This is a genomic window from Bacillus sp. FSL R9-9410, from assembly GCF_038050385.1.
In the GTDB taxonomy this organism is placed as follows: Bacteria; Bacillota; Bacilli; order Bacillales; family Bacillaceae_G; genus Bacillus_A; species Bacillus_A cereus_U.
Genome location: NZ_JBBOTV010000001.1, coordinates 2769050 through 2787019, shown reverse-complemented (window position 1 = coordinate 2787019; position 17970 = coordinate 2769050). Strand labels below are relative to the sequence as shown.

Here is a 17970-nt window from a genome sequence, read left to right as displayed (position 1 = left end):
AGAGAATTGCATGCTAATTACATAACATGCAATTCTCTTTAATTAGTTAGGCAAAACAACTTGTTTTAACATATAAAGTGCGAAGCCCCATATGATTAGCCCTGAAAATTTATTTAATACTGTAATCGTTTTTCCTGTCGAGTCTAATCCTTTTAGAAATTTGCCAGCAAAAGCTAAACTAATAAACCAAATCCAAGAAATTATAATTGTTGCAAAAGTGAAAGCCCATTTCTCACTTCCTATGTACTGTATAGAGTTTGTTCCGATTACACCAATTGTATCTAAAATTGCGTGTGGATTTAGTAATGAAACCGATGCGGCGAAAATAATTTGATTTTTTAAAGGCATGCTTTTTTCTTGCTTTACATCATTTGAAGGATCACTTCTCCAAATAACCCAGCCCATATACATAAGAAAGAAAAATCCAATCATATACAGAGTAGTTGTTAACCAAGAAAAAGTAAGGAGTATAAGGGATACACCTTGTACAGCAATTAATATTAATAATGTATCACATATAGATGCAGTCAAGATTACAGGAGCAGCTCGCCAAATATTTGGTTGACTAGCGCCTTGATTAAAGACGAAAACATTTTGGACACCTAATGGAATGATAAGACCAAATGCAAGGATGATACCGTGAATAATTGCTTCACTCATCATATTACCTCCTACTTAATGTGATTAGTTATGATAGTGTATATTGTATAGAAGAAATGAAAATTTGTATCCATCCATATGGTTGGATAGGTTACCAACCATAAAGTATGTGAGGTGATATAATGGAAAGGCTCGTTTGGAAACCTAATATGTCTTCGTCTATTCCTTTATATAAACAAATAGAATCTTATATAAAAAAAAGAATTGTTAATGGGGAATGGACAGTTGGAACTAAATTACCTTCACAAAGAGATTTGGCGCATACGTTTGAAGTGAATCGAAGTACAATTGTAATGGCTTTCGATGAATTAGTAGCAAAAGGGTATATTGAAGGGAATGGCCGGAAGGGAACAATTGTTATAAATAATAGTGAGAGTACTTCTACATATGCTCCGCCTCCAAACTGGCAGTCTTATGTAGAAACAGGACTTCATTATCCGAATCTTCCTGCTGTACAAGAGATTAATCAAGCTGAATTTACTCCTAATGTAATTCGATTAGGAACAGGTGAACTTTCACCGAGTCTCTTGCCTGAGAAAAAGATGAAGGGTATTATTAATAAAATTTTACAATCAAATGTTACACTTGGGTATGAGGAACCGAAAGGAAATCTCCATTTAAGAGAAAAAATTGCGGAATATTTAAAAGGGCATGGGGTATATGTATCTCCTGACTCTATTTTAATTGTTTCAGGGGCAATTCAAGCATTGCAACTTATTTCTATGGGGCTTCTTCCGAAAGGAGCGTCAATTTTATTAGAAAAACCATCATATTTATATTCGCTTAATGTATTTCAATCAGCAGGAATGCGCTTGATTGGAATACCAATGAATGAGAATGGTATAAATACTTCCTATATCACAAAATATAAGAAACAATTTAACGCATCTATCTTATATACAATCCCATCTTTTCATAATCCGACCAATTTTAGTATGAACGCTAAGAAGAGGGAAGAAGTGATGGAGATATGTAATGAAATTGGATTACCTATTATTGAGGACGCGGTATATCAAGATTTATGGTTCGATGCACCAGTTTCAAAGCCCTTAAAGACATATGATAAAAATGGTATCGTGCTACATATTGGAAGTATGTCCAAAGTCATTAGTCCTGGTTTAAGAATTGGATGGGTTGTTGGATCAGAATCAGTTATTCAAAGATTAGCAGATATAAAAATGCAAACTGATTATGGTTCAAGTTCTATATCCCAGCAGATTGCAGCGGAGTGGTTTAAAAATGGATTGTATGATGAACATTTACAGTTTGTAAGAAGTGAATTGAAAAAACGTAGAGATTTTATGATAAGTATGTTAGAAAAGTATTGTAGTGAAATAGCAACTTGGCATGAGCCAGTAGGAAGCTTTTACATTTGGCTACATATAAATCTACCAATTTCGAATCGTAGTTTATTTGACAAAGCTTTGCAAGAAAAGGTGTTATTAAACCCAGGCACTTTGTATGATAGAAGTGCTAACCAATTTTTACGTCTTTCTTATTCCTATGCAACTGTAGAAGAAATTGAAGTTGGAATAAAAAAGATCGCGCAATTAATTAAAGGGTAAAAGGAGAAAACCATGAAACAATATGTGATTTGCCAAATGATTGATGGAGATAAATATTTAGCTGCTTATGCGGAAACAAAACAGGATGCAATTGAAAAAGCAGAATTATTAGGATTAAGAACTGGAAATCGTTACATAGTAATTACCGCAGAAGAAGCAGAGGGGTTAACTTATCCTTAAACAATAGGAGAGTACATAAGAAGTAAATAAGCCTAATAATGTACTATATTATTAGGCTTATTTACTATTAAAGTGTGGCAGGGAAAATAATATAATTATGAGTCAAGTTGACGGAAATACCGATTTGTTTTTCGATCCTGATTTCCGTCTCTATATTCATCAACATATTGCCTGAAGTTCCAGGATTGTAAAAACTTATTAGCGGCATTATAACCAGAGTTATAGAGCCATTCTTTCTCTTCTTTAGTTAGTTGGAAATTAGTACTGGTAATGGTTCCTGTTGGAATTGTAATAGTTCTAGCCTTTGATTCTTTATCTAAATGACGTAAATCATGAGCTTGCATCATCGTTTTAAATAGTCCTTTGAACATGGAAATAGGTTCTTCATAGTGGGCGGGATCAGCTTGAATCTCATCTTTTACAAAATGAAATCCAAAGGTAGGCCAGCGAGGAGAAGTCGGTGAATCGAAAATCCAAATTGGATAATTACTTAAAATACCGCCGTCAACCATATAACAAGGTTGTTTCCATTTTGGTGTTCTCCATTTCACTGGTTCGAAGAAGAAAGGAATGGTTCCACTCATTCTTACTGCTTTAGCGATAGGGAAGCGATAATTTAAAAAGCCGTAGTTTGGTAAATCATCGGGGAAGACGACCATTTTACCATTGCTTATATCTGAAGCGATAATTTTGAGTTTATTCAAATCGGGTAAGTCTGTAAACAAATGAATTCCTTTTTTTCTAAGCAGGTCTTCTAGCCATTCTTCGAGAAATACATTTGAATAAATACCTAGAGTAGACCAAGCGCTTAATCCTTTACCGATAAAAGGGATTCTATCAAGAAAAGTTTTTTTAGTGAATTTTTCGTAATCAATGTCTGTTACAATAGTTTTTAATTCGGAACAAGAATATCCTGCTGCTAAAAGCGCTGCGATAATAGCACCGGCTGATGTTCCAGCTAAACGCTCCCATTCATAACCTTTTTCGGCTAACGCGCAAATTGCCCCTACGTGTGCAATTCCCCGTACACCACCTCCCTCGAAAACACCATCAATCTTCATAAACATACTCCCTTTCATATAAGTAAATTTTGAAATGGCAAAAAAGCACGTATTGTACGCGCTTTTTTACAATAGTTTTTAAGTTTACTAGCAGCTTGCAAAGCCGCCCCAACAGCTAGCTCCAATGATGATTAGAAGGATAAATAAAACGATTAATAAAGCGAAACCTCCATAACCACAACCACCGCCGCAACTACCGCCGTAACCGTAACCACCGCCGTAACCACCGCAACTATATCCGTAACCCATGTGGAATTCCTCCTTATATTAAAAGTGAAAATGAACGAGGGAAAGTATACTGTAAGAAATTATGAGATATCATGTTTGTAGGAACAATGTATACTATGCTTATTTAAACTTGTTCGCGTACGAGGGAAGAGCCCGTTTTTTCTTGAGCTTGTTGAATTTACAATGAACGGAGTATAATCTTTGTGCTATGATACAAATAAGTATGTAAATGTAAGGAGAATTTATGAAACAAAAAATTGAAGTATTAATTGATAAATATGAACTAACACATTTGAAACAGGAGCTTGTAAATACTATATTTCCTTGTATAAAAGTTGTGCCAAAGGAGCAGGAGACAATCGAAAAAGGTAGTTCAAAAATGGGCGGAGTTCCTGATTTGCCAAATACATTTGAATATCCAACATACAAAGAGAATCCGCTACGGTTTATCGCACAGTTTAATTTAAGTGATTTACAAAACGTTGGTATGGATCACAAACTTCCTAAGACAGGGATGTTATATTTCTTTAGTATTGAAAATTACTTTGAAGAAGATGTGGATCCAACCGAAGCTGGACGTGTACTTTATTATGATATCCCTGTAGAGCAATTACGTAGAGCAGATGAAATACAAGCGAAATATAACCAGTGTAAAATTACTTTTGAACTGACATATAAATTGCCAGAGCTTTTCATTGAAGATGAGGATGATTCAGATCGTTTCTTGCAATTACTTGAAGAGCTAATCCCAGACAACTATGATAATCATCAAATGTTTGGAGAACCATTCTCTGTACAAGATGAGGTATTGGACGAGACTGGACAATATATGGGGATAGATCCACAGCATATGACGCTCTTATTCCAAATTGATTCAGATACTAAAAATTGTAATATGATGTGGGGAGATTTAGGAATGCTTTATTTCTGTATTGGAAATGAAGACTTGAAAAATCGCCAGTTTGAAAATACATGCTGTGTGTTACAAACTTGCTAAAAAAAGGGTTGTTCTTTTTCTAAAAGAACAACCTTTTTTAATCCTGCAAAAGCCCGATTGGTGAGGGCTAATACTCAGTGGGAGATAAGAAAACCTCCCCTATGATAAAGTTTCATTTTATGATGTTAATTAGTAAATATGCATAATCTCATATGACCTATTTTGAAAAGTATTGTATACTCTGAAACTATACGATACTTTTTTGTATAGTTATAGAATGTAAGGAGTGACAAGATGGGAAAGACAAGTAAGTATGTGACAGCTGCCGCACTTTGTTCAACTATAGTAATGGGAGGCTTACAGGCGTCAGCTGTATCTTATGCGGCTACGAATCCGACTACAGTGACAACACAATCAGATGCAAAGTTGTTAAATGATTTCAGAAAAGAATTAAAAAAACAGATTGATAATAGAGAAGAAAATATTACAATCACATATAAAACAAAAGATAGAAATGCTAGAAATATTATGGACCAATTGTATGGCGAGTTTAATAAAATTGTAGATGCTGATGAGTATGTAAAATATAATGTAGCGTCTACTAAATATTCTATAAAAGGGATGCCAGGGAATTATACATTTACATTACAAGTGAAGTATCGTGAATCAAAAGAGCAAACACAGTATGTAAAGTCTCAGGCGAAAGCAATTGTAAATTCTATCATTAAACAAGGCATGGATGAACATGAAAAAGTGAAAGCTATTCATGATTATGTTGTGAAAGAAGTATCATATGATACTTCTTATCAAGCATATACAGCGTATGAAGCGTTAGCGAATCGTTCTGCCGTTTGCCAAGGATATACATTGTTAACATATCAATTACTAAAAGAAGCAGGTATTCAAAATCATATTGTAACAGGTACAGGGAACGGACAAGCTCACGCATGGAATTTAGTGAACATTGATAACAAGTGGTACCACCTTGATACTACATTCGATGATCCAGTTCCTGATAAAGCTGGGCGCGTAACATATTCATATTTTAATATGTCTGATGAACAGTTAAGCAAAGACCATGAATGGGATCGTAGTGAATATCCAGCGGCAACTACAAGCTACTTCAACGAATTAACAAGCAAAATAAAAGCCGGTAGTTCAAAAACTGCTGTATATGAACAAATGTTAAAAGAAACAAATTTAAAGTATTTATCTGCACAATACGGAGCGGAAAATTACAATGAGTTTAAGAAAAAATTACAGCAACAATTTGCTTCCAAGCCAGAAAAAGTAGAAGTACGATATAAGCAGTCAATGGATGGAACGATGCAAGATATAAAGAAAGTATTAAATGAAATAACTTGGCCAAAAGGTGCAAAGCGTGTATCTTATCAAGTTGCGCCATATAGTGCAATGACAGGTTATTCATTAGCGACAATTACATTTACGTATTAATGAAAAAGAGCATCTTTAAAAGGTGCTCTTTTTGCGTTTGATTATAATTCTAGTGACTATTTAGAATTATGTGATAAAATAATTGAAAATAGAGGATGTGATAGCTGAATGAATTTGTTCGAAAATAATATATTTGCATTGATATATTTTTGTCTAGTAATCGGACTTATCGTTTTATTTTTTGTATCATTTACTCTGTTCATTAAAAGATTATTGCAAAACAACACTATGAAAAAACAACATGTGATTAATATGAATCAGAAGTTAGATCGGATTATTGAATTGCTTGAAAAAGATAAAAAAGAATAATGGAAGATGGATAAAAAGGAGAAGCAGATGGCGAATTATATAAAGGAATTACGTGAAAAAATAGGGCATGATTATGTTATTTTGAATTTTGCAGGAGGTTGTGTATTTAATGAATTTGGTGAAGTGCTTCTGCAAAAAAGAGGAGACTTTAATGCTTGGGGATTTCCAGGCGGTGCAATGGAAATCGGGGAATCTGCGGCAGAAACTGCGATTCGAGAAATAAAAGAAGAAACAGGATATGATGTGGAAATTGAGGAGCTCATTGGTGTGTATACGAAATATTTTCAAACATATCCGAATGGAGATCAGGCACAGGCAATTGTAATATTCTTTAAGTTTTCAATCGTTGGAGGGAATACAAAAATAGACGGTGATGAAACGTTAGATTTGCAGTTTTTCCCTTTAGACAAAATGCCGCCATTGTTTAATAAACAACATGAAGATTGCTTGCAGGATTTATTAGAGAAAAGAGTAGGGGTATATCGTTAACGTATAAAAAAGAAGCTAAATGAGATTAGCTTCTTTTTTATGTTCTATTTCCACCAATCATCAAACATTGACGCTGGTACTTGTCTTTTATGTTCACTCACTTTGTAACGCTTCTCGATCTTTTCAGCAACGTCAGCTGGAACGGATTTACCTTCTAAATAGTCATCTAATTGATCGTAAGTAATGCCTAGCTCTGTTTCATCAGCTTGACCTGGTTTTTCATCTAATAAATCAGCTGTTGGCATTTTAAAGTAAAGTCGCTCGTCTGCACCTAATTCTTGTAATAAATCACGTCCTTGGCGTTTCGTTAATCCCGTTAATGGTAATAAATCTGCACCGCCATCTCCGAATTTTGTGAAGAAACCTGTTACAGCTTCAGCAGCATGATCAGTTCCGATAACGAGTAGCCCTTGTTGTCCGCCGATTGCGTATTGTGTAACCATGCGAATGCGTGCTTTTACGTTTCCTTTATTGAAATCTGTTAATGATTCACCTAATAAGTTTTCGTATTGATTTGAGAAGGAATCAACAGTTGAAGCGATATCAAAAGCAACAGACTGATCAGCTTGAATAAATTGTAATGCTAATTGTGCATCATCTTCATCTTTTTGTACTTTGTATGGAAGACGTACGGAGATAAACGTTGCGTTACCACCTTCATTACGAACTTCTTCGACTGCAAGCTGTGCTAAACGTCCTGCCAGTGTAGAGTCTTGTCCGCCGCTAATTCCAAGTACAAATCCTTTTGCACCTGTAGTTTTTACATAATCTTTTAAGAAATCAATTCGTTTACGAATTTCTGCTTTCGGATCAATTACAGGCTGAACATGTAATGCTTTCATAATTTGTTCTTGTAATGTCATTATGTTTTCCTCCTATTCATATTAAAGCGGTAAATAAGTTTATATGTATATTGGTACATACTTCTATCCTTTATTATTTCGCAAAACTAACGAATATACAATAGGATGCGTGTATGAATGTAGTCATTATAATGAAACTGTTTTATATAAGCAATTGTTTAAAACCTTTCAATAATGTAAGGTTTTTGTCATTTGAATCGATGGAAGGTATTTCCGAACTTTACTAATATAAAAGCATAGTTAGTAGAAGGGCGGAGAAGTAGTATGAACATTAGAGAACTTGCAGTTCGAAATGTAACGCGAAATAGACGAACATACTCAGCTTATTTTTTGAGTAGTGCATTTGCAATTATGGCCTTTTTTGTGTATTCATTTTTTGCGTTCCATCCAGCATTAAGTGCGGGAGAATTAGGACGGTACGTATTCATAAGTATGTCTTTTGCACAGTCCATTATTTACTTATTTACATTTTTCTTTATTTTATATTCAATGGGAATGTTTTTGAAAACGAGAAAGCGTGAACTAGGAATTTTAATGATGCTAGGTATGACGAAATATCAATTAAAGCGTCTTATCTTCTTTGAAAATATCATGATTGGAATAGGGGCAATTATTTTCGGAATTCTTTCAGGTATGTTATTTTCAGGAATATTAATTTTTGTAGCCCCAATGATATTAAAGCTAGATATTTCCTTATCCTATTACATACCGCTGAAAGCAATTGTTGTAACGAGTATTATGTTTTTCGTATTATTTATGATCATTTCATTGTTTAGTGCAGGAATGGTTCGTAAAAATAAAATTATGAAATTGTTTAGAGGATCAGCAGAGGCGAAGCCAGAACCGAAGGCATCTATAATTTCTTCTATATTAGCAGTAGTATTGCTTAGCGCTGGTTATGCAGGAGCTCTTATGTCACATGGTGCAATGGTATTTATAATGATGATTCCTGTTACAACGGTAGTCATTATTGGTACGTATTTGCTGTACAAGCAGTTGAGCGTCTTTATTATTAGACTATGTAAAAAAAGTAAACGTTTCTATTGGACACAGACAAATATTATTACTCTGTCAGATTTAGCATACCGTATGAGAGATAACGCAAGAATGTTCTTTATTGTAACGATTATTTCAACAGTAGCATTTTCAGCAATAGGTACATTGGTTGGGTTTGCTTCGATGACGAAAGAAATTATGGACAGACCAATTGCGTTTCACTATCAGTCTAAGCAAGGGAATAGCAATGAGCCACAGCATCTGAAAATCATTGACGAAGGATTAAAGAAACATAATATAGCAGCTTCAAAAATAAATATTTCATCGAAGAAAACGGAGGAGCAGTCGTTAAGAAGCGCCATTTTTATAAAAGAATTAGATTATAAAGAATATGCAAAGTTAACAGGGGAACCATTTAATACTGTATCAAATAAAGAGGCTTTATTTTTGTCAGTCGAAATACCCGGACCACCGATGAAAGAAAGAAAAGAAATTACTTTACCAAATATGAATGAACCTTTAAATGTGAAAAAAGTTAATACTTCTTCATTAAGTAAAACACTAAGAGGTAATGTGTATGTAATCTCTAAAAATCAATATGATTCATTACAAGATGGATTTAAAGAAGAAAAAGATTATATGTATAAAACACAATCCGCTAAAGATGAAATTGAGGTTGGTAAAGAGCTTACGAATCAGATTAAGCCTTATCAAGAACATGCAACGTTTAGTGCAGAAGAGTACGATCAAAATCAAAGTCTACAAATCGCAGGACCCATTTTATTTGTAGGTTTCTTTATTGGTATTGTATTTTTCGTTTGTGCAGGAAGCTTCCTTTACTTCCGTTTATTTTCAGATTTGGAGGACGATACTCGTTTATTTGAAATGATTCGAAAAGTTGGATTGACGAGAGGGGAATTATCGAAAGTAGTCACAATCCGCTTAGCGCTTTTATTCTTCGTTCCAGTTGGAGTTGCAACATTACACGGGGCAGTAGCATTAACTGCGTTAGGACAAATGTTTGAGTACTCACTGTTTAAAGAAAATACAATTGTATTAAGTATTTTCGTAGGTATTCAAGTTGTATACTTCTTAATTATACGATCGCGTTATTTAAAACAATTGAAAGAAAGATTGAATATTCGTTAAATGTGTTTTTTTAACTTTTGTACTATATTTTCTAAAAAGAGTAAGGCATTACCAAATATATAGTGATAAAATGAAAATAGCGAGGTGAAAAAAATAATAGAGAGTAAGGGGGGAGTAACATGAAAGCAACAGGAATTATTCGAAAAGTAGATGAATTGGGACGGATAGTTATTCCTAAAGAATTACGGGATGTATTAGGAATACAAATCAAATCACCACTTGAAATTTTTATAGAAGAAGACAAAGTCATTTTACAAAAATATCAGCCTTACAATGCTTGTCAAATAACAGGTGATGTTTCAGATCAAAATATTTCATTAGCAAATGGAAACATTACTGTTAGTATAGAAGGTGCAAAACATGTAATAAAAGAAATTGAGCAGTTTTTGAACAAGAGTAAGATTTAGTCTTAATTTATCCCGCTATTTGTGGGCAGTAAAACTCCCACCTCAAAACTCGGCTGAAGCAAAGAAGTTAGGTGGGAGATCAACTGCCCGTAAAAGCCCGATTGGTGAGGGCTAATAATCAGTGGGGGATGAACACCCCCCCCACTGATTATAGTTTCACTTTATATTATTCTTTTGAAAAACTGAAAAAGAAAAGGACCATAATGGGTCCTTTTCTTTTGTTTATTGAGAAACATTTGAGAGGAAGGGAAATGGAACGAATAAAACGAATGTTAAATCTAAACGCATTCAATAGTGGTCTGAAATGAAAATTATATATTTTCAGGAGGGATTACGATGAATAGTAGTACAGCGAATAAACAAAAAGGCATTAAATTAATTCCGTTTACTGTAAATAAAGTGGTTGAACAAGTAAATGAAATTCCACCAGGTGTACAATTGATTCATGCTCCGCAAGTATGGGAAAAGAGCGCGAAAGGAAAAGACATTGTCGTTGCTGTTTTAGATACAGGTTGTGATGTAAATCATGTAGATTTAAAAGATCGTATTATTGGTGGGAGAAATTTCACGAAAGATTATGAAGGTGATTCGAAAATTTATCTTGATAATAATGGCCATGGTACTCATGTAGCAGGGACAATCGCAGCAACCGAAAACGGAGTGGGTGTATTAGGTGTAGCACCACTTGCTAAAATGTTAGTTTTAAAAGTATTAGCTGGAGATGGTTCTGGAAGCTATGAGCAAATTATTGAGGCCATTCATTATGCTGTAAATTGGAGAGGACCGAATAAAGAGAAAGTAAGAATTATTTCAATGTCACTTGGTGGTCCGCAAGATGTACCAGAATTACATGAAGCTATTCAAAATGCAGTAAAACAAGACGTACTTGTCGTATGCGCTGCTGGAAATGATGGAGATTGTAACGATGATACTTCAGAATTAGATTTTCCAGGTGCTTATTCTGAAGTAATTGAAGTAGGTGCTGTTAATTTAGAGCGGAAAATTTCATACTTTAGTAATTCAAATCAAGAAATTGATTTAGTAGCGCCAGGTGATGAAATATTGTCTACGTATCCAGAGGGGAAATATGCGATATTAAGTGGTACTTCAATGGCGACGCCACATGTCGCTGGGGCACTAGCACTTCTCATAAAGCAGTGTGAGAGAGAGTATGGTAGAAAATTATCAGAGCCGGAAATATACGCGCAACTTATAAAAAGGACTGTACCTTTAGGGTATGAACGTACATCTGAAGGGAATGGATTAATAGATTTATTAAAAGAATAGTAATTACTAAAAAACATCTCATATTTATATGAGGTGTTTTTTAGTATGGTTCTGTCGCGTTTAATAAGACATTTAATAAGCCAGGGAATCTAGCATTTAAGTCTTCTTCACGAATTGAAATGAAACGTTGTGTTCCTTCAAGGCGCGTATACATCACACCAGATTCACGTAAAACTTTGAAATGGTGAGATAAAGTTGATTTCGCAATTGGAATGTTTAACGCACCACAAGATTGTTCATTTTTCTCTAGTAGCATAGTTACAATTTGTAAACGAATTTGATCGCTAAGTGCATATAAGACAGAAGAGAATTGAATTTCTTCTCGATTTGGATGATAGAGAGTACGCATTTTTTCACCTGCTCGTATAAGTTAAGTTATTTGCACTATAACATAGAAATATAGGGGGAGAAAAAATGAAGTACACAAAATTGCAAAAGGTAGGACTAAATATTTCTAAGTTGGGGTTAGGAACGAATGCAGTAGGGGGACATAATTTATACACTGATGTGAATGAGGAAGAAGGAAAGCGATTAATAGAAGAAGCTATTCAGCAAGGTATTACATTTTTTGATACAGCGGATTCATACGGTTTCGGTAGATCAGAGGAATTGATAGGAGAAGTATTAAAGGGAAAACGCCACGAGTTTGTACTTGCTACAAAAGGTGGAATACAGCCGTTATTAAATGGAGAGGTTCATATTAATAATGAACCAAGTTATTTAAGAAATGCTGTGGAGAATAGTTTAAGAAGATTACAGACAGATTATATTGATTTATATTATTTACATTTTACAAATCCTGAAATAAGTTATATAGATTCAATCGGAGAGCTTACCCGTTTAAAAGAAGAGGGGAAAATTCGTTCAATTGGGATTTCAAATGTAAGTGTAGAACAATTAAAAGAAGCAAATCGATATGGAGATATAGATGTTGTACAAGCGCCTTACAATATGTTAGATCGCACTGCTGGGGAAGAATTATTGCCGTATTGTATTGAAGCAGGTATTTCATTTATTCCGTATGGACCTCTTGCTTTTGGAATATTAGGCGGTAAATATACAGAAGATTTAAAATTGAATGAAGGCGATTGGCGCCAAAGTGTAAATCTATTTGAAGAAAATACATATAAGAGTAACTTTAAGAAAGTGGAAAAGTTAAAAGACTTAGCTAAAGAAAATAATATTGAAGTATCTCACTTAGCGTTAGCATGGTTATTAAATAAAGAAGGAATTGATACTGTTATTCCTGGCGGGAAACGGGCAGCGCAAATAAGAGAAAGTGTAAGAGCGGTGGATGTTGTATTGAATGAACAGGATATGAAACAAATTGAATCTATATTAGAAGATTAGAAGGGAAGAGGTGAGTGTTTGAACGCTGAGCTTCTTTTCTTAAAAAAAATAAAAAATCCCTACAGAGATAGGGATTTATATATCGGCATATAGTTCCTTGGAAAAGGATATACTTAGCTTACCATACTGGAGTACGTATATTTGTGAAATAGATGTGAAAGTAATGTGAAAATGCCGTAATAAAAAGCACTGTTTTAGCTAAAACAGTGCTTTTCTCTTTGACTGCACAGTTGCTGCATTTTCATCATGTATGCCTGCATCTTTAATAATTCGTTGTTTTGCTTTATTTAATAGATGGTCTACTGCTTCACCAAAATAGTTAGCTTCGCTTTTTGTGCGGGCTTCTCGTAAACATTTATAGTTTTCTAGCAATTCCTCTTTTTCGGAGTTTGTTAAGAAATCTTCTATTTTCTTTTTTGTCATACGAAACACCCTTTCCTCTGACAAACGACGCAATAGAAAATATTTATTTTTTATTATAACAATAATTTTTAAGGAAAGTATAGATTAACGTCGTAATAGTTTGTCAATTTCTTGAATTTTCTCATCAGCTTTCCCGATTTGCGTATTTTTAGCCTGTTCACCACCTAAAGCTTGATGAAGTAAAAATGTTTGACCTGAAATGGCAGTTACAATGGATACTTTTATAATTTCTTTTATTGTGGTGACATCGAATAAAACGAGTCCAAGCAGTGCAGCTAGGCAACCGGTAAATATATCGGTTAAAAACCCAAAGTGGAAAAACGTTTTTAGACGGCGTGGAAGCAATAACTTGCCTTGGTTATTGATCAGATGGGAAACGAAGCCAGTAATGCCACCAACGAGAACAGCAGTTAGCCATTGATACATTTCCATCGAATCCACTCCTTTTAGTGAATAAGATTCGATTTTTACATATTGATTCCTTTTAATATTTCATATAAGCATATTGAGAAAGTTTATTTGGGTATATTCCTTATTCAATTTGATTATAACAGAAAATTTAGATATATTTCAGTCTATTATATGAACAACTTTTACAATAATATGAATGCAGAAAGGGGTGCGTGATATGAATATAGATTATCGAGTAAAAAGTGTAGATGGTTATACAAAAAATATAGGTGAATTAGTAAGTATGCTGGAGCATACGAGGGCGGTAACATTACAGGAAATAGAAAGTCTATCAGTTGAGCAATTAGATTTAATTATGCCAAGTGGTGGAAATTCAATTGGCGCTTTACTAAAGCATATAGCAGCTATAGAAAAAGTCCATCAGCTTATTTCATTTCAAAATCGTGACTTTACAAAAGAAGAATTAGAAATATGGGAAGATGCACTGTATTTAGGAGAAGCGGGGAGATCTATTCGTGTTTGTGAAATACAGTATTATGAACAACTTTTACAGAAAGTTCGAGAAGAAACATTAGAGTATTTGAGACAACGGGATGATGAATGGCTAATGTCAGAAAGGAAGTGGCCTAACGGTGTAGTGTATAACCAATACTACCTTTGGTTTCATGTGCTAGAAGATGAAATTAGTCATCGTGGACAAATTAAAATGCTAAAAGATAAATTATTTGAAAATTACATTAAATAAGGTAGCTTTTTAATGAGATATTCCATATAATGAGAGTAATAAAATTTAGAACGGGGTGATGTATTATGGTGAAATTGACTTATATGAATAATAAACCAAATACCAAGGTGGACGGAAAGGGCGATACTCTATAAGTGAGCGCACAATCCTTCCACTAAGTTCAAGCTAGGGAGGATATCAATTTGAATCAAAATATTTTAGAATCGTTCGGGTGGGATTCTTTTTTTGAGGAACAAGCTGTAGAGAACTATGAAGTAGGCCGTATTTTACTTGAGCATAAGCATATATATCGGATTATTTGTAATGATGGTGAATATGTAGCGGAACTGTCTGGAAAGTTTCGTCATGAAGCGTTAACGAAAGGGGATTATCCGGCAGTTGGTGATTGGGTGTATATAAAGAAAATAGAAAACGAGAAAAAGGCAATTATTCACCGTATTTTTCCAAGAAGAAGTTCTTTTTCAAGACAAGAAGCTGGTAACAGAACTGAAGAACAAATTATTGCAGCAAATGTAGATTATCTATTTTTAGTGAATGCTCTTAACCATGATTTCAACGTAAGAAGGATGGAACGTTATTTGCTATTGGCTTATGAGAGTGGTGCAATGCCTGTTATTGTTTTAACGAAGAGTAGTTTATGTGAAGATGTGGAACAGAAAATTGCAGAAACTGAAGCAGTAGCAATCGGTGTTCCGATATTTGTTGTTGATAGCTTAGTGTACGTCGGAATAGAATCATTGCAACAATTTGTTTCACCAGGAAAAACAGTTGCTTTAGTTGGATCTTCAGGTGCAGGGAAATCTACTTTGTTAAATGCATTAATAGGAACAGATGTAGCAAAAACCGGAGATATACGTGAAGAAGATAGTAAAGGAAGACATACGACAACTCACCGTGAATTGTTCCAATTACCGAGTGGCGGTTTAGTAATTGATACTCCTGGTATGAGGGAACTTCAGCTTTGGGAAGGAAGCGCGGCAATTCAAACTACATTTTCTGATATTGAAGATCTTGCAAATACTTGCCGCTTTCGAGATTGTAAGCATGAGAATGAACCAGGATGCGCAGTGCGAAGTGCTATAGATAACGGAATTATAACCGTAGAGCGCTTGCTAAGCTATAAAAAGTTGCAAAGAGAATTGGCGTATTTTATGAGAAAACAAGATGCTATTCTCGCAAGAGCTGAGCGTGATAAGTGGAAGAAGATTTCTAAACAACATAAAAAAATGTAAAAAACCAAAGGAATATTCCTTTGGTTTTTTGTATTTGTAAATTTTATAATAATATTATTCATATATATAGACAAAGGGGGAATATTTGTTTAAACTTTACAAGGTGTTTATCAAAAACGAATTGTAAAAATAGAGGATAGGGAATGGGATATATTCATAATCGGTTATTTATCTTTAAAACTTAATATTTAAATGTAGGAGGTTTATAATGAGTAAACTGTTAAGGTGGTTTCGAGATATAAAAGTAGCAAAAAAGCTATTAATTTCATTTTTGATAATTTTAATTGCAGCTGTCTCTATTATTGGAGGAATGTCTTATCAAACGGCTAAAAAGAATTTTGAATCACAAATTACGAGTAGTGCTCACGATAATATAAAAATATTAGATAATTTAATCAATCAAATGATTGAGGCGAAATTTAACGAAGTAAATAACTTTGCACGAGTGATTCATAGTGATATGTATCAAGGAGATAATCAAGATGAATTAAGAAAGGTATTATCTCAATATATTAATTTAAATAAAGATATTGAACAAGTATATGTTGCCGGCAATGATAAGAAGTTTGTGCAAGAACCAAATATACAAATGGCAGCAGATTATGATCCAACAACTCGTTCTTGGTATAAAGATGCAGTGAGTAAACAAGGTGGAATCGTGGTCACTGAACCGTATAAGGCGAAAGGAAATGGACATATTGTCGTAACGATTGCGAAACAAACAGAAGATAAAAATGGTGTTGTTGCGGTAGATTTAAGTTTAGAGAATTTATTGAAAACAACAAAGTTAATCAATATTGGTAAAAAAGGATATACTTTCATTTTAGATGGAAAACAAAAAATAATTGCGCATCCTCAAGAAAAACCAGGAGATAAAGCAGCTGATTCTTGGGCAAAGAGAATTTACGAAGATAATCAAGGCACTTTTTCATACACGTATGATGGTAGTGAAAAGAAAATGGTATTTGCTACAAACTTAAAAACAGGTTGGAAAATCGGTGGAACGATGTACTCAAATGAAGTAATTGAAGCTGCTCAGCCTGTATTTTATAATATGTTAATTGTTATGCTTATTTCATTAGTTGTAGGAGGGGCACTTATTTATTTTGTAACTCTTTCTATTACAAAACCTTTAAAGAGATTAGTTGCCACTTCTAAAGAAATAAGTGAAGGAGATTTAACGCAAACAATTGAAATTCATTCAAACGATGAAATCGGTCAACTTGCAAAAGGTTTTAATGAAATGACAGATTCACTAAGAACGTTAATTGGAAGAATTAATGATTCGGCCGGGCATGTAGCAGCGGCATCAGAAGAGCTAACTGCGAGTGTAAGACAAGCGAGTGAAGCAACGGAACAAATTACAATGGCAATGGATGAAATATCAAGTGGGGCAACGACGCAAACAACAAGTGTAGAAAATGGTGCGATGTTACTGTTTGATGTAACAGAAGGAATTCAGCATGTAGCAAATAGTTCATCATCTATTAATACAGCTTCTACTCATACTCGTGAAAAAGCAGAAGATGGTGGGAAGCTAGTAGGGAAAACAGTAAATCAAATGCAGTCTATTGCAGAATCTGTTTCACAATCTGATGCAGTTATACAGTTATTAAATAATAAATCAAAGCAAATTGGTGACATATTAGAAGTAATCCAAAATATTGCAGATCAAACAAATCTTCTTGCTTTAAATGCTGCAATTGAAGCTGCAAGAGCTGGCGAGCACGGAAGAGGATTTGCGATCGTTGCAGATGAAGTACGTAAATTGGCAGAGCAATCTAGCGTATCTTCCAGTGAAATTAGTAAATTAATATGTGAAATACAAGATGATATGAGTAAGACAGTAAAATCTATGGGTCATGTAAATGAAGAAGTTCAATCTGGACTTGTTATTGCAAATGAAACGAAGCAAAACTTTGCTGAGATTTTACAATCTACAAATGAAATTGCTAATCAAATTAAAACGATGGTTGAAACGGCTAATGGGATGTCAAAAGGTGCCAATGAAGTATCTATTTCAGTAGGGCAAATTGCAATGACAGCACAGAATAATGCGACGAGTACACAAAGTGTCGCAGCGTCTGCTGAAGAACAATTAGCTTCGATGGAGGAAATTGGTTCCGCAGCTGGTACATTATCTCAAATGGCTGAAGAGTTGCAAGGATTAATTGAAAGATTTAAAGTTTAAAAAGAGGAGGCTGTCTCAAAATAGCATTAGTG

Annotated in this window: 20 protein-coding genes; 13 read left to right on the top strand and 7 right to left on the bottom strand. The window is 34.2% G+C overall.

The genetic code is table 11. From position 1 onward, the window contains the following. Window positions 1–42: 42 nt before the first annotated feature. Window positions 43–660 (bottom strand): LysE/ArgO family amino acid transporter, encoded by a 618-nt coding sequence (locus MKX77_RS14515; RefSeq protein ID WP_341307027.1) that lies wholly within the window; start codon window positions 658–660, stop codon window positions 43–45. A gap of 122 nt (window positions 661–782) precedes the next feature. Between MKX77_RS14515 and MKX77_RS14510 the strand changes: the two genes are divergently transcribed. Beyond that, entirely contained in the window at window positions 783–2225 is a 1443-nt protein-coding gene (locus tag MKX77_RS14510) for an aminotransferase-like domain-containing protein (RefSeq protein ID WP_341307026.1), read from the top strand. Window positions 2226–2237: 12 nt separating this feature from the next. Continuing rightward, window positions 2238–2405, top strand: coding sequence for a DUF3933 family protein (locus MKX77_RS14505; RefSeq protein WP_000816387.1), 168 nt, complete (start codon window positions 2238–2240; stop codon window positions 2403–2405). A 95-nt stretch (window positions 2406–2500) separates the two neighbouring features. Here MKX77_RS14505 and MKX77_RS14500 read toward each other — a convergent pair whose 3' ends face one another. Both MKX77_RS14500 and MKX77_RS14495 read right to left on the bottom strand, forming a co-directional pair. After that, window positions 2501–3466 carry a patatin-like phospholipase family protein gene (locus MKX77_RS14500; protein ID WP_341307025.1) on the bottom strand — a complete coding sequence of 322 codons (966 nt, stop codon included), beginning with the start codon at window positions 3464–3466 and terminating at the stop codon, window positions 2501–2503. An 87-nt stretch (window positions 3467–3553) separates the two neighbouring features. Beyond that, on the bottom strand, window positions 3554–3715 hold the full coding sequence (locus tag MKX77_RS14495; RefSeq protein WP_341307024.1) for a YjcZ family sporulation protein: 162 nt from the start codon (window positions 3713–3715) through the stop codon (window positions 3554–3556). 223 nt (window positions 3716–3938) lie between these two features. On the opposite strand from MKX77_RS14495, the gene MKX77_RS14490 reads away from it, so the two are divergent. The 4 genes from MKX77_RS14490 (at window position 3939) to MKX77_RS14475 (ending at window position 6884) form a co-directional block, all read left to right on the top strand. Next, complete coding sequence (locus MKX77_RS14490) at window positions 3939–4691, top strand: YwqG family protein (RefSeq protein ID WP_341307023.1); 753 nt, start codon at window positions 3939–3941, stop codon at window positions 4689–4691. 234 nt (window positions 4692–4925) lie between these two features. Further along, window positions 4926–6086: a transglutaminase domain-containing protein gene (locus MKX77_RS14485; protein WP_044444241.1), complete on the top strand. Its 1161-nt coding sequence runs from the start codon at window positions 4926–4928 to the stop codon at window positions 6084–6086. Window positions 6087–6194: 108 nt separating this feature from the next. Then, window positions 6195–6395, top strand: a complete 201-nt coding sequence (locus MKX77_RS14480; RefSeq protein WP_002141377.1) for a DUF4083 domain-containing protein — start codon at window positions 6195–6197, stop codon at window positions 6393–6395. A 27-nt stretch (window positions 6396–6422) separates the two neighbouring features. Next, entirely contained in the window at window positions 6423–6884 is a 462-nt protein-coding gene (locus MKX77_RS14475) for an NUDIX hydrolase (protein WP_341307022.1), read from the top strand. A gap of 44 nt (window positions 6885–6928) precedes the next feature. Here the strand turns inward: MKX77_RS14475 and nadE are convergent, their stop codons facing one another. After that, window positions 6929–7747 carry an ammonia-dependent NAD(+) synthetase gene (nadE, locus tag MKX77_RS14470; RefSeq protein ID WP_341307021.1) on the bottom strand — a complete coding sequence of 273 codons (819 nt, stop codon included), beginning with the start codon at window positions 7745–7747 and terminating at the stop codon, window positions 6929–6931. Between the two features lie 264 nt (window positions 7748–8011). Between nadE and MKX77_RS14465 the strand changes: the two genes are divergently transcribed. The 3 genes from MKX77_RS14465 to MKX77_RS14455 all read left to right on the top strand — a co-directional run bounded on the left by MKX77_RS14465 (window position 8012) and on the right by MKX77_RS14455 (window position 11586). Then, window positions 8012–9892, top strand: coding sequence for an ABC transporter permease (locus MKX77_RS14465; protein WP_341307020.1), 1881 nt, complete (start codon window positions 8012–8014; stop codon window positions 9890–9892). Between the two features lie 119 nt (window positions 9893–10011). Further along, the gene (locus MKX77_RS14460; protein WP_341307019.1) at window positions 10012–10299 is read left to right on the top strand and encodes an AbrB/MazE/SpoVT family DNA-binding domain-containing protein; all 288 of its coding nucleotides are present in this window, start codon (window positions 10012–10014) and stop codon (window positions 10297–10299) included. A 336-nt stretch (window positions 10300–10635) separates the two neighbouring features. Next, window positions 10636–11586, top strand: coding sequence for a serine protease (locus tag MKX77_RS14455; RefSeq protein WP_341307018.1), 951 nt, complete (start codon window positions 10636–10638; stop codon window positions 11584–11586). 40 nt (window positions 11587–11626) lie between these two features. On the opposite strand, the gene MKX77_RS14450 is transcribed toward MKX77_RS14455, so the two are convergent. After that, window positions 11627–11935 carry an ArsR/SmtB family transcription factor gene (locus MKX77_RS14450; protein ID WP_341307017.1) on the bottom strand — a complete coding sequence of 103 codons (309 nt, stop codon included), beginning with the start codon at window positions 11933–11935 and terminating at the stop codon, window positions 11627–11629. 65 nt (window positions 11936–12000) lie between these two features. On the opposite strand from MKX77_RS14450, the gene MKX77_RS14445 reads away from it, so the two are divergent. Continuing rightward, window positions 12001–12936 carry an aldo/keto reductase gene (locus MKX77_RS14445; protein ID WP_341307016.1) on the top strand — a complete coding sequence of 312 codons (936 nt, stop codon included), beginning with the start codon at window positions 12001–12003 and terminating at the stop codon, window positions 12934–12936. A 198-nt stretch (window positions 12937–13134) separates the two neighbouring features. Here the strand turns inward: MKX77_RS14445 and MKX77_RS14440 are convergent, their stop codons facing one another. Both MKX77_RS14440 and MKX77_RS14435 read right to left on the bottom strand, forming a co-directional pair. After that, entirely contained in the window at window positions 13135–13359 is a 225-nt protein-coding gene (locus MKX77_RS14440; protein WP_199671649.1) for a hypothetical protein, read from the bottom strand. An 84-nt stretch (window positions 13360–13443) separates the two neighbouring features. Further along, window positions 13444–13791, bottom strand: a complete 348-nt coding sequence (locus MKX77_RS14435; RefSeq protein ID WP_098775991.1) for a DUF4257 domain-containing protein — start codon at window positions 13789–13791, stop codon at window positions 13444–13446. Between the two features lie 196 nt (window positions 13792–13987). Here MKX77_RS14435 and MKX77_RS14430 point away from each other — a divergent pair, with 196 nt between their 5' ends. From MKX77_RS14430 to MKX77_RS14420, 3 genes are all read left to right on the top strand, one after another. After that, window positions 13988–14515 carry a DinB family protein gene (locus tag MKX77_RS14430; protein ID WP_341307015.1) on the top strand — a complete coding sequence of 176 codons (528 nt, stop codon included), beginning with the start codon at window positions 13988–13990 and terminating at the stop codon, window positions 14513–14515. A gap of 182 nt (window positions 14516–14697) precedes the next feature. After that, a complete protein-coding gene (gene rsgA / locus MKX77_RS14425; RefSeq protein ID WP_341307014.1) occupies window positions 14698–15747 on the top strand; it encodes a ribosome small subunit-dependent GTPase A in 1050 nt (349 codons plus the stop codon). A gap of 208 nt (window positions 15748–15955) precedes the next feature. Next, on the top strand, window positions 15956–17938 hold the full coding sequence (locus MKX77_RS14420; protein ID WP_341307013.1) for a methyl-accepting chemotaxis protein: 1983 nt from the start codon (window positions 15956–15958) through the stop codon (window positions 17936–17938). Window positions 17939–17970: the final 32 nt, after the last annotated feature.

Coding starts and splice junctions, on each gene's coding strand:
- MKX77_RS14515 (WP_341307027.1), bottom strand. CDS start 660: ATGAGTGAAGCAATTATTCACGGTATCATCCTTGCATTTGGTCTTATC.
- MKX77_RS14510 (WP_341307026.1), top strand. CDS start 783: ATGGAAAGGCTCGTTTGGAAACCTAATATGTCTTCGTCTATTCCTTTA.
- MKX77_RS14505 (WP_000816387.1), top strand. CDS start 2,238: ATGAAACAATATGTGATTTGCCAAATGATTGATGGAGATAAATATTTA.
- MKX77_RS14500 (WP_341307025.1), bottom strand. CDS start 3,466: ATGAAGATTGATGGTGTTTTCGAGGGAGGTGGTGTACGGGGAATTGCA.
- MKX77_RS14495 (WP_341307024.1), bottom strand. CDS start 3,715: ATGGGTTACGGATATAGTTGCGGTGGTTACGGCGGTGGTTACGGTTAC.
- MKX77_RS14490 (WP_341307023.1), top strand. CDS start 3,939: ATGAAACAAAAAATTGAAGTATTAATTGATAAATATGAACTAACACAT.
- MKX77_RS14485 (WP_044444241.1), top strand. CDS start 4,926: ATGGGAAAGACAAGTAAGTATGTGACAGCTGCCGCACTTTGTTCAACT.
- MKX77_RS14480 (WP_002141377.1), top strand. CDS start 6,195: ATGAATTTGTTCGAAAATAATATATTTGCATTGATATATTTTTGTCTA.
- MKX77_RS14475 (WP_341307022.1), top strand. CDS start 6,423: ATGGCGAATTATATAAAGGAATTACGTGAAAAAATAGGGCATGATTAT.
- nadE (WP_341307021.1), bottom strand. CDS start 7,747: ATGACATTACAAGAACAAATTATGAAAGCATTACATGTTCAGCCTGTA.
- MKX77_RS14465 (WP_341307020.1), top strand. CDS start 8,012: ATGAACATTAGAGAACTTGCAGTTCGAAATGTAACGCGAAATAGACGA.
- MKX77_RS14460 (WP_341307019.1), top strand. CDS start 10,012: ATGAAAGCAACAGGAATTATTCGAAAAGTAGATGAATTGGGACGGATA.
- MKX77_RS14455 (WP_341307018.1), top strand. CDS start 10,636: ATGAATAGTAGTACAGCGAATAAACAAAAAGGCATTAAATTAATTCCG.
- MKX77_RS14450 (WP_341307017.1), bottom strand. CDS start 11,935: ATGCGTACTCTCTATCATCCAAATCGAGAAGAAATTCAATTCTCTTCT.
- MKX77_RS14445 (WP_341307016.1), top strand. CDS start 12,001: ATGAAGTACACAAAATTGCAAAAGGTAGGACTAAATATTTCTAAGTTG.
- MKX77_RS14440 (WP_199671649.1), bottom strand. CDS start 13,359: ATGACAAAAAAGAAAATAGAAGATTTCTTAACAAACTCCGAAAAAGAG.
- MKX77_RS14435 (WP_098775991.1), bottom strand. CDS start 13,791: ATGGAAATGTATCAATGGCTAACTGCTGTTCTCGTTGGTGGCATTACT.
- MKX77_RS14430 (WP_341307015.1), top strand. CDS start 13,988: ATGAATATAGATTATCGAGTAAAAAGTGTAGATGGTTATACAAAAAAT.
- MKX77_RS14420 (WP_341307013.1), top strand. CDS start 15,956: ATGAGTAAACTGTTAAGGTGGTTTCGAGATATAAAAGTAGCAAAAAAG.